Annotated in this window: 13 protein-coding genes and 1 pseudogene; 9 read left to right on the forward strand and 5 right to left on the reverse strand. The window is 40.1% G+C overall.

The genetic code is table 11. From position 1 onward, the window contains the following. Positions 1-387 precede the first annotated feature (387 nt). Both HY063_14625 and HY063_14630 read left to right on the forward strand, forming a co-directional pair. On the forward strand, positions 388-1,863 hold the full coding sequence (locus HY063_14625) for a GWxTD domain-containing protein (GenBank protein MBI3503022.1): 1,476 nt from the start codon (positions 388-390) through the stop codon (positions 1,861-1,863). Between the two features lie 43 nt (positions 1,864-1,906). Beyond that, positions 1,907-2,932: a glycosyltransferase family 2 protein gene (locus tag HY063_14630; GenBank protein MBI3503023.1), complete on the forward strand. Its 1,026-nt coding sequence runs from the start codon at positions 1,907-1,909 to the stop codon at positions 2,930-2,932. Here HY063_14630 and HY063_14635 read toward each other — a convergent pair. After that, entirely contained in the window at positions 2,929-3,090 is a 162-nt protein-coding gene (locus tag HY063_14635; GenBank protein ID MBI3503024.1) for a hypothetical protein, read from the reverse strand. The genes HY063_14630 and HY063_14635 overlap by 4 nt on opposite strands. Positions 3,091-3,172: 82 nt before the next feature. On the opposite strand from HY063_14635, the gene HY063_14640 reads away from it, so the two are divergent. Both HY063_14640 and HY063_14645 read left to right on the forward strand, forming a co-directional pair. After that, positions 3,173-5,179: a hypothetical protein gene (locus tag HY063_14640; GenBank protein ID MBI3503025.1), complete on the forward strand. Its 2,007-nt coding sequence runs from the start codon at positions 3,173-3,175 to the stop codon at positions 5,177-5,179. Positions 5,180-5,230: 51 nt separating this feature from the next. Next, positions 5,231-6,487, forward strand: coding sequence for a T9SS type A sorting domain-containing protein (locus tag HY063_14645; protein MBI3503026.1), 1,257 nt, complete (start codon positions 5,231-5,233; stop codon positions 6,485-6,487). Here HY063_14645 and HY063_14650 read toward each other — a convergent pair. The 3 genes and pseudogenes from HY063_14650 to HY063_14660 form a co-directional block, all read right to left on the reverse strand. Beyond that, positions 6,488-9,613: pseudogene (locus HY063_14650) on the reverse strand (ATP-dependent helicase). 85 nt (positions 9,614-9,698) lie between these two features. Continuing rightward, positions 9,699-11,033, reverse strand: a complete 1,335-nt coding sequence (locus HY063_14655; GenBank protein MBI3503027.1) for a VWA domain-containing protein — start codon at positions 11,031-11,033, stop codon at positions 9,699-9,701. An 18-nt stretch (positions 11,034-11,051) separates the two neighbouring features. Then, positions 11,052-11,831, reverse strand: a complete 780-nt coding sequence (locus tag HY063_14660; GenBank protein MBI3503028.1) for an SAM-dependent chlorinase/fluorinase — start codon at positions 11,829-11,831, stop codon at positions 11,052-11,054. Between the two features lie 92 nt (positions 11,832-11,923). Here HY063_14660 and HY063_14665 point away from each other — a divergent pair, with 92 nt between their 5' ends. The 5 genes from HY063_14665 to HY063_14685 are packed head-to-tail and all read left to right on the forward strand — an operon-like array spanning position 11,924 to position 17,268. Beyond that, positions 11,924-12,886 (forward strand): PhoH family protein, encoded by a 963-nt coding sequence (locus tag HY063_14665; protein ID MBI3503029.1) that lies wholly within the window; start codon positions 11,924-11,926, stop codon positions 12,884-12,886. 6 nt (positions 12,887-12,892) lie between these two features. Further along, the gene (locus HY063_14670; protein ID MBI3503030.1) at positions 12,893-13,864 is read left to right on the forward strand and encodes a phosphoribosylaminoimidazolesuccinocarboxamide synthase; all 972 of its coding nucleotides are present in this window, start codon (positions 12,893-12,895) and stop codon (positions 13,862-13,864) included. A gap of 50 nt (positions 13,865-13,914) precedes the next feature. Continuing rightward, positions 13,915-16,359 (forward strand): carbohydrate binding family 9 domain-containing protein, encoded by a 2,445-nt coding sequence (locus HY063_14675; GenBank protein MBI3503031.1) that lies wholly within the window; start codon positions 13,915-13,917, stop codon positions 16,357-16,359. Positions 16,360-16,419: 60 nt separating this feature from the next. Continuing rightward, positions 16,420-16,590 (forward strand): hypothetical protein, encoded by a 171-nt coding sequence (locus HY063_14680; protein ID MBI3503032.1) that lies wholly within the window; start codon positions 16,420-16,422, stop codon positions 16,588-16,590. A gap of 39 nt (positions 16,591-16,629) precedes the next feature. Then, complete coding sequence (locus HY063_14685; protein MBI3503033.1) at positions 16,630-17,268, forward strand: hypothetical protein; 639 nt, start codon at positions 16,630-16,632, stop codon at positions 17,266-17,268. 2 nt (positions 17,269-17,270) lie between these two features. On the opposite strand, the gene HY063_14690 is transcribed toward HY063_14685, so the two are convergent. Further along, positions 17,271-17,921: an ABC transporter ATP-binding protein gene (locus HY063_14690; GenBank protein MBI3503034.1), complete on the reverse strand. Its 651-nt coding sequence runs from the start codon at positions 17,919-17,921 to the stop codon at positions 17,271-17,273. Between the last annotated feature and the right edge of the window lie 29 nt (positions 17,922-17,950).

Raw genomic sequence — 17,950 nt, forward strand, 5'->3', positions numbered from 1 at the left:
AAACAAACTCTCCCCGCTCCGTCAGATGACGGATGCGCCCCTCTCTTTCAGAAAGAGAGGGATGTCCGAAGGATAAACAGCATACATGTAATGCAGATACTTAAACATCTTGTCAGTGCTCTCATAAAAAATAATTAGTGCAGAAAGGAAAAATGAAATTCGGATATTCGCATTCATTCGCGATTCGAACAACAGGTTTTCCAGTTTACAGCGATTCGTATTAGGTTTTCGGCTATCTTTTTTGCCGTTTCGGCTAAAGATAATCAAAAAAGGATTGCGGACAAAATATTTTTCTCTTTATAAAAGTGAATGGCTGTTATTAGTACATTAGTACAGATTGGTAAATTAGTAGATAATGCTAAATTTGTTCAACAGAAAATTCTTCAAGTGAAAAAAACAGTTGCCATCATTTTTTTATGCGCCTTTATCAGCGCGCAGGCGCAGCGGGCTGTGTTCACGCATTGCGCTTTCAGCACGCCCGATAATAAACCATATATAGAAACCTATCTTTCCATAGACGGGAAATCGGTTTCATTCAGAAAAAATAAAAACGGAAAGTACCAGGGCGATGTGGAAGTGGGAATTATTTTTTCGAAGAATGGAAACATTGCCGCCTCTAAAAAATATAATCTTCTCAGCCCCGAACAGAACGATACGCTCACGCGTCCTGCTTTTGTAGATGAGCAGCGCTTTCCGCTCGATACGGGCGAATACGAAGTGGAACTCATGCTCAAAGACAAAAACAAGAATGGAAAAACCGTTTCCATGAAAGAGAAAACAAAAATTGATTTCCCGCAGGATAAAGTAACTGTTTCCGGCATCGAAATGCTTTCTTCATTCGCTAAAGCCGAAAAAACCGGAACGCTTACCAAAAACGGTTTCGACCTTGTTCCTTATACTAATATTGATTTCTACCCGGGAAACATAAATGAAATTTCTTTTTATGCGGAAATTTACAACACAAAGAAAATTCTTGGCGAGAATGAAAAGTTTTTGCTGACCTATTATATTGAAACCAACGAAACGAAAATGAAACTGGAAAAATATGCCGTTGCAAAAAAAGAAATCGCCTCTCCTGTAAATGTTCTTCTTTCAAAATTCAATATTGAAAATCTTCAGAGCGGAAATTACAACATGGTGATTGAAGTGCGAAGCAAAAACAACGAGCCGGTTGCGCAGAAAAAAGTTTTCTTCCAGCGGCAGAATGCAAAAGCGAAAGAAGACCTTGCGAAAGATTTATCGGGCGTGATGGTTGAAAACACCTTCGCTTCTAAATTTACCAAGCGCGATTCGCTTTCGGAATTTATCCGTACTGTCCGCCCCATTTCCACTGAAGCAGAAAAAAGTTTTATTGATAACCAACTTAAACTTGCCGAACTGAAACTCCTGCAGCAGTTTTTCTATAACTTCTGGCAAACACGCAATCCGCTTTCGCCCGAGCAGGCATGGAATACATATTACCAGGATGTGAAAACCGTAAATAAAAAGTTTGGCAACTTTATTTATAAAGGATATGAAACCGATATGGGGCGCGTGTATTTGCAGTATGGTCCTCCTGATACGCGCGATGAATCTCCCAGTGAGCCGAACGCTTATCCGTATGAAATCTGGACATACTATACGCTGGAAGACCGCAGCAAATTAAATCCCAACCAGACCAAACGCAAATTTGTTTTTTACAATCCTGAACTGGTTGCCAACAATTATCAGTTGCTGCATTCCGATGCGCTCAGCGAACTTCACGATGCCAACTGGGACATGAAACTGCACAAGCGCATGACTCAATCAAATGACATGGAGCAGTTAAATGCGCCTGACCATTTTGGAGGAAACGCGCACGATGAATTCAACAATCCCCGGTAAAAAATTTTCTTGCTGAACAAAAACTTAGGAGTATTTTCGCTTTATGCGGCTCGCCATCGCCATTCTTAACTGGAACGGAAAAACGCTTCTTGAAAAATTTCTTCCGGATATAATAAAATATTCTGAACCGCTTGCCGGAGTGTTTGTGATTGACAATGCTTCTTCTGATGATTCCATAAAATTTCTTTCGGAAAAATTTCCATCTGTAAAAATCATCCGCAATGAAAAGAATCACGGCTTCGCGAAAGGATACAATGAAGGGTTAAAGAAAATTGATGCTGATTTCTTCCTCCTGCTGAATTCAGATGTTCAGGTTACTGAAAACTGGCTGGAGCCGCTTGTGGCTCTCATGCAGAATGAACAAATTGCCGCTTGCCAGCCCAAACTTTTAAACTACCATGTGCGCGATGAATTTGAATATGCCGGTGGAGCAGGAGGGTTCATTGACAAATACGGCTACCCGTTTTGCCGCGGAAGAATTTTTAATTCGTTTGAAAAAGATGAAGGGCAATACAATGATACGCGGGAAGTTTTTTGGGCGAGCGGTGCGTGCTTGTTCATTCGCTCAAAAGTTTTTTACGAAGCAGGCGAATTAGACGAAGATTTTTTCGCGCACATGGAAGAAATTGATTTATGCTGGAGAATACGCAATCTCGGCTATAAAATATTTTATTGCTCCGAGTCGGTAGTGTATCATGTAGGCGCTGGCACGCTTGCAAAAGAAAATCCGAAAAAAACTTTTTACAACTTCCGCAACAATTTGCTGATGCTGGTGAAAAATCATGCGTCAGAATATTTTTTTATTAAATTGAAATTCCGCTGCGTGCTGGACGGTATTGCAGCACTTCGTTTTTTTTTGCTGCAGGGTGAGTTCATTCATTTCTGGGCGGTGCTGAAAGCGCATTTGAGTTATTACTCTTTGTTTTTTAAAATGCTTCGCAAGCGAAACGCCATCAAGAAAAATATTAAGCAATATGCAACCGGATGCGTTTACAGAAGAAGTATTGTCTGGGATTATTTTATAAAGAAGAAAAATAAGTTTTCGGAATTGGAAAAAGAAAGATTTTAGGATGTGTCTTCCTTCGAAGGAGTCCGTTCTGGACATTCATCCAACCTTCCAACTTTCCACCCTTCCTTTTCTTTTAGATATTTGTTCATAAAAAGTTTCCATTCTTTTTTATCTTTGTCCATTCTCCGCAGCGCTCTGTGGATTAACACCAACAACATGAAAAAAAATTTTACTGCCGCAGTTAAATCTTTGCAAAACGAATTGACTCGAAATAGTGTATTGCTTTTCGTATTTTTCGTATTGTTTCGCTTTTCGGGGATTTCACAAAACGTGGGAATCAACGCAACGGGCGCAACTCCTAATTCTTCTGCAGGATTGGATGTTGACTTCACGGGTAAAGGCGTGCTTGTTCCGCGCGTGACGCTTACGATAACCACTTCTAATTCTCCGGTCACATCTCCTGCAACGAGTTTGATTGTGTACAACACCGCCACGGTGAATGATGTTACGCCCGGTTACTATTACTGGGACGGAGCAAAATGGCTTCGCCTGATTAATACCGGAAACAATGCCGGAACGGAATGGCTGCTTGCCGGAAATGCCGGAACAAATCCTCCAACGGATTTTATCGGCACTACTGATGCAAAAGATTTTGTTATGAAAACTAACGGTGTCGAGCGAATGAGAATTTCTTCGGCAGGGCTGGCGGGCATCAATACTTCTCCTGCGGGAGCATATCTGAAAATTTCTTCGAGCAATGCTTCGTACGATGGAATGGATGCATTTCACACTTCGGGTTCCACCACTTCTGCATTTAATGCGGTGGAAGGAAATGTAACTAACGGGGCATACACTACTGCAACAGGTTATCTTGGTTATCACAATACAAACAACAAAACTTTTTCTGTCTATGGAAACGGAGGAGATCTTGCCGGAATGTTTAACGGGAAAGTGGGAGTGAATTCTGTTTCTACTGCGTTAACAAGTTCCGATATTGAAGTGAGAAATAATGTGGCGGGAGCAAACCCTGTGGATGTATTTCTCCGCCAGACAACTTCGAACACGCTTCTCAATTCCATATTGGGAAATTTGGATTTCGGAGATGATTACAACACTTCCTCGCAGGCACGAATACAAGTTTTAAGAGATGCGGCTTCGTCTTCATCTACTGATTTGCCCACTGCATTTGCTTTTTCAAACATGGCAGATGGAGGAAATACGCTTACCGAGCGAATGAGAATTGCAAACAACGGAAATGTGGGAATCAATACTACAAATCCGACTATGATGCTGGATGTTGCGGGAAGTTCAACCACTGCAGGCGATGCAGTAATAAGAGGCGTTTCAACGGGAAATGGGGCCGTGTATGGAATTAAAGGAAGCATTACTTCCACCACCAACACAGCAGCCGGAGTTTTTGGATTGGCAAGCGGAACAAGCGGGCAAATTCACGGAGTGCTCGGGCAAACCTATTCCACCACCGGCAATTCAAGCGGTGTGCGCGGCTATGCCGGAGGAGCAACAGGCACAACATTTGGAGTATGGGGAGAAAATAATTCAACTTCAAGCGGTGCAACAGGTGTATATGGAATTTCTACGCAGTCAACCGGAAATGTAAATGGAGTGTGGGGAGATGTATCAAGTACTACTGCCGGTGCTTCCGGAGTATATGCCACTTCTTCGGGCGGCAGCGGAACGTACGGCATGTATGCAGCGAATACAGGAAATAATGGAAATGGATTATATGGAGAATGCAGCGTTGGCGCGGGCGCTTATGGAATTTGGGGAAAGAGTACAACAGGTTATGCAGGATACTTCAATGGAAATGTGCATGTGGCAGGTACGCTTTCTAAATCTGCCGGAGCATTTAAAATAGACCATCCGCTTGACCCCGCAAACAAATATCTTATTCATAGTTTTGTTGAAAGTCCCGACATGATGAATGTATATAATGGAAATGTTATTACTGATGAAAATGGAGAAGCGATAATAAATCTTCCGTCTTATTTTCAAGCGGAAAATATAGATTATAAATATCAATTAACTGTTATTGGTCAGTTTGCGCAGGCAATTGTACTCAAAGAAATTTCGGACAATCACTTCACAATTAAAACCGATAAGTCAAATGTAAAAGTAAGTTGGCAGGTAACAGGAGTGCGAAATGATTTGTACGCTCAAAAAAACCGCATAGTGAATGAAGTGGAAAAAACCGGTGAAGAAAGAGGAAAATATATCCACCCTGAGTTATATGGATTAGGCTACAATATGTCAATAGAAAGTTTGCGCGGAAAGAAAGAACAAAAATAAATTTAGGAATCAAAAAATATATTTTACCTTCATCCTCGTAAAAATTAATACATGAAAAGAGAATTACTTTTTTTATTTCTGTTTTCAATTTCACTTTTCTCATTTTCCCAAAACAATGCGCTTGTTCTCAATGGCGCATTTATGAGATTGAACGGAGGCACCAGTTCCACTCCCATTTATCTGGTGGTGAACCAACCCAACCCTGCCGGCATTCTGGTAAACAGCGGACACATTATTTCTGAGAGCGATTATAATTTTGTGAAATGGAATGAAGGCGCTTCCACCGGAAGTTATGTCTATCCTTTCGGCTTCAGTACCACCGATTATATTCCATTCACGTATAACAAAACTTCGGGTGATGCAAATCTTGCTATGTCCACTTACGCAACTTCCAACCCCAACACTCCGCTGGCAAACGGTGTGCTGAATATGAATCCATCCGGTCCCGCTTCCGATGCAAGCGATATGGTGGTTGACCGCTGGTGGCGGCTTCAGGTTGAAAACGGAGTGAGCGCTCCTTCGGCTGACTTGACTTTTTCGTATCGCGGAAATGAAAATACCATTGCCGGAATAAATTGTCCCACCGATTTAATTGAAGCGCAATATTGGAATGGCGCCAACTGGGTGGGTCCTGCATTTACTCCCGGCACTGCCTGCACAACGAGCGGAATAGGAACTTCGCTCGCAAACGGAGTTTCTGTTTTCACCACTTCTTCTTCTCAGCCGTTTGTTCTCGTAAAGAAGAACAGCATTCTTCCTATTGAACTGCTTGCATTTTCAACTTCATGTGAAAATAAAAATGTGATTGTGAAATGGAGTACAGCTTCCGAACAGAACAATGATTATTTCACGATTGAAAGAAGCGCTGATGCTGTGAATTATCAACCCATCGGAACAGTGAAAGGCGCAGGCAATTCTTCTATTGTTCTGAATTATTCTTTTGCCGATTCTGACCCATTAAGCGGAACTTCCTATTATAGATTAAAGCAAACTGATTTTAACGGAATGACAAGTTTGTTTTCATCGGCTTCACTTTCTTCATGCGCAAGTGCTGGATGGAATGTGGCGATTGGTGAAAATCCAACTGCGGAAGGAAATATTTCTATTATGATTAGCGGTGCCGAAAATAAAAATGTCCGCGTGTCTATTACTGATATTCTTGGTCAGAATCTTTATACAAAAAATATTACAGGGCTTACCGGCTCGTATTTTTTGAACGCGCAGATTCCGTTTGCTTCCGGATTATATATAGTAAGCGCTGCAAGTGATGATAAAGTTTTCTCGAAGAAGATTGTGATTGCGCATTAATTAATTCTCCTGCATTTCTTTTTTCATTTCATCTAACGGCAATACTGCAGAGTTGCTTTTCACAAACCTGCACCACATGCAATCTTCCTCTCTGCAACCTTCCGTAAATTCGTGATTCATGATTTTGTTGTAAACTTCCTTGATTTGATTTTTTACGATAGTAATATCTTCTTTTCCCACAACTACTTTTTTCTTCACAAATATTTTTTCCTTATCGTGCTTCTCAATGAAATCAATTTCCCCGGAAACCATTTTCCATTCCTTTCGCCTGAAATTATCGAGCAGAATTTTATAAAAAACAATCTGCCTCCAGTAATCTCCGCCCAACGGCTCTTTTTCATCGGGAGGATTCAGTTTCTTAATTCCGTTTTCGGGTTTGCCGGTTTTATAGTCAATCACATTTGCTTCGTTGCCGGTAAATTCTATTTTGTCTAACTTTCCGTTGATGGGAATTCCATCTGCTTCAATATCTTTAATGGAAAATTCCGTGACAGAAATTTTATTCCACGAGTTCACGTAATGGTCGTAATAATCTGGAAGAGTATTTTCTCCGAGCGCAAGACGGTTTTTGTACTGCACTTCGGTGAATGAATCACGCTGTTTGTACATTGCTTTTTTAAACGCATCCACGAAATTTTCTTTTGACGGGAATTTATTTTCTTTCACCATCTCATCGAAAAGCCATTTCATTGCGCTGTGCACTGCAGTTCCGAAAGCCAGGTTGTCATTTTTAGCAGAAGGAACGCGCAAAATATTTTCATAATAAAAAGCCACCGGACATTCCAGATATTTGTTCAGGTGAGTTATGCTCAGCGAATAATCTTCCAGCACCGAATTGATGTATTCTTTTTTGAGCGTGAGAATATTTTCGGTAGTTGGTTTTTCTTTTTCCGTGAGTGATAGAGCGGTGTACTCGGAAATTTTATCTGCAGAAAGATGTTTGCGCTCAATGGCAATGCCTGTTTCAGAAATTATTTCTTCCATGAATTGCGTGCGTTCAAGCATTTTTCCTTCGTTTGTTTTTTCCGCGAATGAAATCTGCAGATGTTCTTTCGCTCGCGTCATTACAACATAAAATAACCTGCGGGCGCTTTCTAATTTATTTTCATCGTCCTTGGTGGTGAAGGTGAGCGTATCCGGAAGTGAGAACTTATTTGTCATGCCTCTGGATTTCTCCCAGAAGTCGGTGGTGCAGCCAATCATGAATACATGCTGAAACTCCAGCCCTTTTGCTGAATGCGCGGTGATGAGATGCACGCCATTTTCTTCGTAAACGGTTTTGTTAATTGGAATCGAAATTTTTTCTTCTCTCATCTCCTGAATTGTTTCCAGAAAATCTTTCACGGAAATAAGCGGGCGTTTGGCAGATTCGTTTTTAATAAAATCAAAAAGCGTGGACACCACTTGCAGAAGCCACGTGCGCTCAGGCGAATCAAGAATGTGTTTCAGGATTCCTCCCCAGTTCAATATTTTTTCGAAAAGAAGCTGAAGCGTGGAGTTGGAAACTTCGGTGAGCCAGCGTGTCAAATTTTCTTCGAAGAAAATAACAGAACCATAATTTTCAAGATCCAGTTTTTTAAGTTCGTCATAATTGGAAAGAAAAACTCTCCACCTCAGGTAATGTTTTCCGCAATGCGCGGAAATTTTTGCAATGTCTCGCGGGTTTAAGTTGAAAAATTTATAATGCATCATTTCAAACAACAGGTGCTCTCCGCTGTTTGGTCTTTTATTTTCTTCACTCAGGTAAGTGAGTATGTTCAGTATCTGCTGCGTGATTGTTAAGTCGAGAATATTTATTTTCTTTTTTACGTTATAAGGAATATTTTTCTTTTCTAAAAGAGAAATTATATTTTCGGCTTGGCGATGCTTGGCATAAATGATTGCAACGTCAGAAAGATTTGAAATTTGTTCGACAATGGAATTTTCTTCGTGTTGAGTATTGTAATACTGAATTAAAAATGGTTGATGGTTGATGGTTGATGGTTGATGGTTAGCAGCAAGAGTTTTACTAAGCGAAGGAATTTTTTTCAGAAGCGGAGTTTGATTTACTAATCTCTGTTCGTTGTTATCAATAACTGCTTTTGACGCATCCAGAATTTTTTGCGTGGAGCGATAATTTTCTTTCAGCACGATGACCTCCATATCATTTTCGTAGCGCTCGAAGAACTGCGTCATGTTTTTTACGCGCGCACCTTGAAATTCATAAATGCATTGGTCGTCATCGCCAACAACAAACACGTTGGGTTTTTCCCAGTAAGAAATGAGCCGTTGCAGTAATTCATTCTGTGCACCGCTTGTGTCCTGGTATTCATCCACCAGAAAATATTGATACCACTCCTGATAATTGCGCAAAAAATTTTCATCTTTCTTAAATGTGTTCAGCACCCAGAGAATCATATCCGAATAATCATAGCGGTTGCGCTCGCGCATCATCTCGCAATATTTCGGAAAGAGGGCAGAGGCAGCGCGGAGCAGTTCCATTTTCTCTTTCACAGCATCCACATCTTTTTGTTTTACATCGCCTTTTTTATATCCCTGCTTCGCATTATTTACTTTGTAGATGAATTCATCGCGGTTAGGTAAGTCGGAAAGATATTTATCGATTTGTTCCGAAACAAATTCGGGCGTCCAATCTTCCTCTTTCATTCTTTGAAATAAATCTTTCAAGCGGGTTACATCATAGTAGATTTCACCTTTCAATCTCTTGAGCGGATGTTTTGCATCAAGAGAATCTACCATGTCGCGCAAGAGTTGAACATTCTCCAATTCGGAAATAGGTTCTAACTCTCTCTTGCCGAAATAATCGAGGTTGTGCTGAATGATATCGTTGCAGAAAGCGTGGAAAGTGTAAATGTTCACGCGGTAAGCCGTGGGGCCGATGAACTGGAGCAAACGATTTCTCATAGCAACAGTTCCGGCATCGGTGTAAGTGAGGCAAAGAATATTGTGCGGAGCAACCTGCAAATCCGATTTCAGAATATGCCCGATGCGCCCGGCAATGATTTGCGTTTTGCCCGTGCCCGGACCTGCAATCACCATCACAGGCCCTTCAATGTGCTCAACGGCTTTGCGCTGCTCGGCATTGAGGCGCGCGAGTTCCTGCCGGAATTGTTTTTCGTAATGAGTTTTACTCTCCGCTGTTTTCACAAAACGAATCTAAGGAAAATCACAGAGAGAAAAATGTTTGTTGATAAAAATAAGAGAGATAAACTTATTTTATTTTCGATTGAAACTTTACAGTATCCGTAAGTTTTTCATGCGCGTCATTTTCATCCGCTATGAATTCATAAAAACCTTCGCCTTGTTTTGCAAGGCGCAGAATCATTGCTTTGCCATACCGGTTTTGTCCGAAAGCAAGAACGGATAATTTAATTTCTTGTTTGGATTTTTCCGAAACCAGTTTCATTAACTCTTCTTCGTTTTCCGATAAACCGTTAAATCCTCCGTCAGTCGCAATGATGATTTGATTCATTCCTCCTTTAATAAAATTTTCTTCAGCGTTTTTATAAGCCGTTTGAATTGCTTTTCCGCCTTCGGTTTTTCCTCCACATTTTAATTGCTGAATCACATTAATTATTTTTTCGTGCTCATTGCCGGAAGTTCCGGGTAAAACAATCTTCGCTTCATTCGCATAAGTAATAATTGTGATTCTGTCTTCTGCTCGTGTCATTTTTGCAAGATGTATCATTGCCGATTGAAGCAGCGGCATGCAATCGGACTTGTTCATGCTCGAAGATTTATCTATGAGAAAAACAATATTGTTCTTTTTATAATCGGCAAGAGAAAAATCTGTTTTGCTGATTGTCGGAAGCGGTGCCAAATCTTTTTTAGAAATAACAATGGAATCTTTCTTTGGAATTATTATTTTCTTTTCAACAGGCGATAATGCAATTGTGAGTTTATGATTCTTCGGGTTAAAATGTTTTTCTGCTGTTTTGCTTTTATATCCCGGATGTTCGGCAAGCACAATATAAAATCCTATGTCAGATTTCTTTTTGAAGTTTCCGTTCTCATCGGTTTGGTGCTGTGTGAAAAATTCTCCTTTAGTAATTTCAAGAAAAGAATTTGCAACCGGTTTTTCTGTTGCAGAATCAATCACAGAAATTTCCAAATCAAACTCAACTGGTTTCAAATTGGGTTTTGAAAAAGATGGACAAGCCACATCGGCAAACTCATCAAAACTCAGAACTTCACCCTTGTAAATTATATTCACCGGAGTTTGTGATGCGCTGTGATAAATCGGAATGGATGCATTAAACTTTCCTTTTTGTGACGGATTGTAAACAACTTCAATAATTCCGGTTTTGCTCGGCTCAATTGCGCTTGCAGGAAATCTTACCTCAAACTCACGAGAATATTTTTGTTTGAGAAGAAAAATTTTTTGATTCGTTGTGTTTGTTGCTTCAATCGTATCCACATGACTCACCCAGTTTTCTGTTTTTGGAAAATTAAATTCGGTGACACTGAAAGAAAGTCCATCGTGAATTTCCTGCGCGAATAAATTAACGGAAATGAAAAAAGAAAGTAAGCAAAGAAAATTTTTCATGAAACGAATCTAAGGAATTTATTCGGTAATCCTGATTGTAATCGGGCTTCCCACAGTAAGATTATACAATCCGGAAATTCCTCCGCGTGATTGCGCGATTTCAAGATAGCCCGCTGAATTGAACAGCGCAAGAATTCCTCCTGAGGAAACTTCATTGTAGCGCTGTGAAATTTCTGCAATCTCTTCTCCCTGGAATTCGAGCGTAAATTTTTTTCCGCGGATGGTATCGTTGAAAAATTGTTTGGTGATGTTCGCCACCGCATTGCCGTACGAATCCACATACATCACCGTTCCGTGCAAAACATTATCTGTAAACACGGGACGAATAGTATTTACCTTTTTGAAATTTTCCTGCGCAATTCCCAAAACTTCAGGCGTTCCTCCGCGTGCAAGATGGCAGGCGGCTTTCACAAAAATATCTTTCAGCGGAAAAATCATTATATCAGTTTCCTGGCGAATGTTGCTCAGGTCATAAATTTTATCCGGCACTTTTTCAAACAGCAAAGAAAAAATTCCGTTATCCGTTCCGATGAAATAATGTCCGTCACATAAAATTGCCAAATGATTTTGATTTGCGCTTGCTTCGGCATTTATACCTATTATATGTACAGTTCCCGCAGGAAAATTCGGATACGCCTGTTTCAAAACATACGCGCCATGACGAATATCAAACGCGGGAACATTATGCGTAATATCCACAATCGCCACTTCGGGCATTTGCGAAAGAATTGCACCCTTCAGCGCGCCCACATAATAATCGGTGAGTCCTAAATCGGTGGTGAGGGTGATGATAGGCATTGTTAAAATGTCAATAACTTATATCTGAAAAAGTAAACACTTTTTTTATTTTCGCTTTGCAAAAGTAAAAACAATAAACGAAACCAACTTTCTTGAACGAACTTCTTATCCGAATTGATTCCGAAAATCCTGTTGAGTTTTATGGAATCAACGACCGCAATCTCTTCTTAATCAAAAAACGTTTTCCGAAACTTAAAATTGTTGCGCGTGGCGACACGCTGAAAGTTTTAGGCGAACAGGAAGAACTGGACTTGTTTGAAAAAAGAATCCAGGCGCTGCAGAATTATTATTCCACAGGCGGAAAATTGTCGGAAGATGTAATTGACCAGATTATGAGCGGAAACGAATCGCAGGTAAATGTTCCGGCAGATTCGGGCGATGTAATTGTTTTCGGCAACAATGGAATAATTGTAAAAGCACGAACAGCAAATCAAAGAAAGATGGTGGAGAGTGCGAAGAGAAACGATATCATTTTTGCAATTGGTCCCGCGGGAACAGGAAAAACGTATACGGCAGTTGCGATGGCAGTGCGCGCGTTGAAAAATAAAGAAGTCAGAAAAATTGTTTTATGCCGTCCTGCCGTGGAAGCGGGAGAAAGTTTAGGATTTCTTCCGGGTGATTTGAAAGAAAAACTCGATCCGTATCTTCAGCCGCTATATGATGCGCTCTACGATATGATTCCTCCCGAAAAAATGATGAACTATATTGAGAACCGCACGGTGGAAATTGCTCCGCTTGCTTTCATGCGCGGGCGCACGCTCGACCATGCGTATGTGATTTTGGACGAAGCGCAAAACGCAACCGAAGGACAATTGAAAATGTTTTTAACCCGCATGGGTTCCACTGCGAAATTTGTTATCACCGGTGATGTAACGCAAATTGATTTGCCGCGAAACCAGCCATCGGGTTTGGCAAATGCTTTTCAGATTCTCGGAGGAATTAACGGAATAGATTTCATTCATCTTGATGGAAGCGATGTGGTGCGCCATCGTTTAGTGAAGAGTGTGATTGACGCGTATGCAAAAACAAAAGGCCCGATTCAACCAAACGTATAATTTTTTATGGAAGCAATTACAGCAACCAATTTCAAATTTCCCGGGCAAAAAAGTTTTTACAAGGGAAAAGTGCGCGATGTATATAACATCAACGATGAAATTCTTGTAATGATTGTGTCGGATAGAATTTCTGCGTTTGATGTAGTTCTTCCGAGAGGAATTCCTTATAAAGGGCAAGTGCTGAATCAAATCGCTTCGAAGTTTTTGAAAGCGACTTCTGATATTGTTCCCAACTGGGTGATTGATGTTCCCGACCCGATGGTTACCGTTGGAAAAATGTGCGAGCCGTTTAAAGTGGAGATGGTGATTCGCGGATACGCGAGCGGTCACGCATGGAGAACTTACAAAAGTGGAAAAAGAGAATTATGCGGAGTGAAACTTCCCGAAGGAATTAAAGAGAATGATAAATTTCCGGAACCGATAATTACTCCGAGTACAAAAGCAAGCATTGGGCATGATGAAGATATTTCACGCGAAGAAATTCTGAAGCAGGAAATTGTTTCGAAAGAAGATTACGAGCAATTGGAAAAATATACGCGTGCAGTTTTCAAACGCGGAACTGAGTTGGCAGATAAAATGGGATTGATTCTCGTAGATACAAAATATGAATTCGGAAAGAAGGATGGGAAAATTTATTTGATTGACGAAATTCACACGCCTGATTCTTCCAGATATTTTTACAAAGAAGGTTATGCCGAGCGCCAGAAAAAAGGTGAACCGCAGAAGCAACTTTCAAAAGAGTTTGTACGCGAGTGGCTCATCGCAAATAATTTTATGGGCAAAGAAGGTCAAACAGTTCCTGAAATGACCGATGCAATTGTAAAACAAATTTCTGACCGTTACATTGAACTCTACGAAAATATTACAGGAGAAAAATTTCAGCGTGCGGATGCTTCGAATGTACTTGGCAGGGTGGAAGCAAATATAAATTCATTCCTGAAAAAATATTTTTCTTCAAAGCAAGCAGTTCATTCCTGATTCATTCTTCAGAATCTATCCAGAATTTCTCTCTTATATTTGCGCCACCTATGAGAGGAATAATTTTCTTTCTTCTGTTTTCTGCTTTTGCAAGTAGTGTATTTTCCAATTCTAAAAATTCTGATTCCACACAAACTTCAAAGAAAGAATATACTGCTGTTCGCATTTCTCATCCGCCAAAAATTGATGCGGACTTAAACGATTCCTGCTGGATGAATATTCCTGTGGCAACAGATTTTATTCAATCGCAGCCCAACCCGCTTCTTCCTTCCAGAAAAAAAACGGATGTTAAACTTGCGTATGATAATAATGCAATTTATGTTCTTGCTATAATGTATGATTCTTCTCCTGATAGTATTTTACACGAACTGTCAACAAGAGACAATGCTTTTTTCGGACCCAATGCCGATGCATTCGGAGTTTTGTTCGATACCTATCACGATAAACAAAATGCTTTTTTATTTTCTGTGACCGCTGCAGGTGTGCAGGCTGATACAAGATTATCGGGAGATAATTTTGACGACTCATGGAATGCAGTGTGGGAAAGTAAAGTGAAGATTACAAATTACGGATGGGTTGCTGAATACAGAATCCCTTATTCTGCACTTCGTTTTCCAAAAAAAGAAATTCAGGAATGGGGAATAAATTTTTCCCGCCAGATTAGAAGATGCCGCGAGTTCAGTAACTGGAATCCGATTGATCCGAAGGTGAATGGAATGGTTGTGCAGGCAGGAATTCTTCATGGCATTTCAAATATTAAATCTCCGCTACGGCTTTCTGTTTCACCTTATATTTCTACGTATGCCTATAATTTTGCCGGTCAAAATTCTTATGCCTTCAACGGAGGAGCAGATGTAAAATACGGCATCAATGAAAGTTTTACAATGGATATGATGCTGATTCCTGATTTCGGGCAGGTGAGAAGTGATGACAAGATTTTAAATCTTTCTCCATTTGAAGTCCGCTATGATGAAAGGCGTTCTTTCTTTACCGAAGGAACGGAACTTTTCAACCGTGCGAATATTTTTTATTCTCGAAGAGTGGGAGGAATTCCTTTACGATACAATTCCGTGTACGATTCAACAAGGACAAATGAAATCGTTGATAAGAATCCGCAAAATGCACAACTGTATAACGCAACAAAAATTTCAGGAAGAACAAAAGACAAACTCGGCATTGGCTTTTTTAATGCAGTTACCGCTCCTGCTTATGCAACCCTGCGCGATACTCTGACTAGAATAACAAGAAATATTCAAACCCAACCGCTCGCTAATTATAATGTTCTTGTTCTGGACCAGGAATTAAAAAATAATTCTCATGTGAGTTTGATTAATACCAATGTTTCCCGGCAAGGAAAATTTGAGCAAGCAAATGTTACTGGTACGGAGATTTGGCTGGTTGATAAAAGCAACACTTATGCTATACGTGCGTTTGGCAACTTAAGCCAATTACATTTTCCAGATTCAGCAAAAACGGATTTAGGATATAGATACCTAATTAATGTAGGTAAGATAAGCGGTAATTATACTGTATCGCTTGTTGAACGCGCGACCACACAAAATTTTAATCCGAATGATTTTGGTTATATCGCACGCACGAATGAGTTTGCACATTTTTTGAATCAGAGTTACAATATTTACAAGCCATTTTGGAAAATAGTTAAGATGACAAATGATTTGGGAATTGATTATTTCATGCACTACAATAATCCCCGCGCTTATTCATTACTTAACATTGATTGGAACACCGATATTGATTTTAAAAATTATTTTACGTGGGGATTTTTTGGTCATGCTCAGCCCATTAAAAATAATTATGATTTCTACCAGCCGCGCACTATCGGAAGATATTATGTGTACTCGAGCAATTACGGATATGGAACATATTTTTCTACTGACTCAAGAAAAGCATTTCATCTGAGTGGCTCTGTTGGTAAAGTCATTTTTAATGAGCGGAATAGAAACAGCGTTGAGTTTTCTTTGTCCCCGCGTTATCGTTTCAATGATAAGTTTAATATGACTTATTCTTATTGGCAGGGAAATGATGCAGATGATGTAGGATTTGTAGATAATGTTAATGACACAATTATTTTTGGAGTGAGAAACGTGTTTACAAAGACAAACACTATAGAGGGAAATTATCTTTTCACACCTCGCATGTCGCTTTCCTTGCGCGTGAGGCATTACTGGTCGCAGGTGAAGTACAGTTCTTATTTTGCGCTGAATGATATAGGAAAAGATTCTCCTACATCTTATAATACGAGCAATGATATAAACTTTAACGCCTTCAATATTGATTTGGCTTTCACCTGGCAGTTTCATCCCGGCAGCGAAATAAGTATTGTTTGGAAAAACGCCATCCTCACAGAGAAATCAGATCTTGTAAAAAATTACTATGAAAATCTAAATAGAACTATTGGCTCTCCTCAATCAAATAGTTTCTCCATTAAAATTCTTTATTACCTGGATTACCAGATGCTGAAAAGAAAAAAATAACTTCCACACAATATTTTTTTCCTTCCTTCGTTGTCTGCGTAACTTCTTAAACTTATTGTCATGAGAACATCATTCATCCTCCCCATGATGTTCATTTCAACTCTCATCTTTGCGGAAACTAATTTCATTTCTGTCGAGGAAGCAGTCAAAAAGAAATTAGTGAAGGTTCACATTTACGGAAAAGGCGGGCATTGCGGAGAAGTAATCCGTATGAAAATTCTGAACATGTAGAATTTTCCTGTCGCTTATTCGGTGGAAGCGGGGAGAAGATTGGATTCGAAAGATTCCTTGCAGCAGGATATTCTGATTACAAAATCTGCCACCGTTCAATTGCTCGCGCACGAAACAAAAACGTATGACATTTTCGGAATGTGCTGCCAGGCGCATAATCATTCGCCTGACAGCGGAAGTGTTTTCAGAGTTGGAAAAATGGCAGACAGCAATTTAGTTACGATGGCAAGGTTCATTGATAAAAATAATTTGCAGAAAAGTTCGGTTGCGCAAAATGCGGTGTGGGTTCTTTCCGATGGAAATCCGATGGAAAGCATCGGAGGCGATGACCCGCTCAGCAAAAAAATTCAGCAGTTGATTGCAAAACTTACAGGGAAATCTCTTCCGAAATATAAAACAGAATACAAGCAGAGCGATAATGGAATTGCATTCTACAGTCATCCCGCAAAAATCAGCGGCACTTTTGAATATGACATGTTCACGAACGGACTGGCAACGTTTGGAATTTACGATTCGCAAGGTCACGCGGTGGAAATGTTTTTCACCGATGTTCCGCGCGATAAAGGATTTTACATTTTCAATTATGAATTCAAGACGAGCAATCTTCCCGCAGGAGAATATTATGCGCGGTTACGATTGGATGGGCAGGTGAAGAAGGAGCAGAAGTTTACGTTTTAATTTCAGGAAATCAAACCGTCCTTCATAATTAATTTTCTGTCTGCCATGTTGGCGAGTTCTTCGTTGTGCGTAACAATGATAAATGTCTGCTGAAATTTTTCGCGCAGCGTGAAAAATAAATTATGAAGTTCTCTTGCGTGAATGGAATCCAAATTTCCCGATGGCTCATCGGCAAGAATTACCGAAGGAGAATTTATTAATGCACGCGCCACTGCAACTCTTTGCTGTTCTCCTCCTGAAAGTTCAGATGGTTTATGATTTTCTCTTTCACTCAATCCTAAAAAGGAAAGAAGTTCTTTTGCTTTTGTTTCCGCTTCTGATTTTGATTTTCCTGCTATGAAAGCGGGCAGGCAAATATTTTCCAGCGCTGTAAATTCGGGAAGCAAGTGATGAAACTGAAATACAAATCCTATTTGTTTATTCCTGAACCCGGAAAGTTTTCGCTCGCTGAGCATTTTAATATTTGTTTCGCTGATGTAAACAGTTCCTCCATCGGCTTTATCAAGCGTTCCTAAAATTTGCAGCAGTGTTGTTTTCCCAGCGCCCGATGCGCCTACAATGGAAACTATTTCCCCTTTTTTTATTTCGAGTGAAACTCCTTTCAGCACGTGAAGGTTGCCATAGGATTTATGTATGTCTTTTGCTGAAATCATTTTCAACGAATAACGAATCGGGCACGAAT

The sequence above is a fragment of the Bacteroidota bacterium genome, from assembly GCA_016195025.1.
Lineage (GTDB): Bacteria > Bacteroidota > Bacteroidia > Palsa-948 > Palsa-948 > Palsa-948.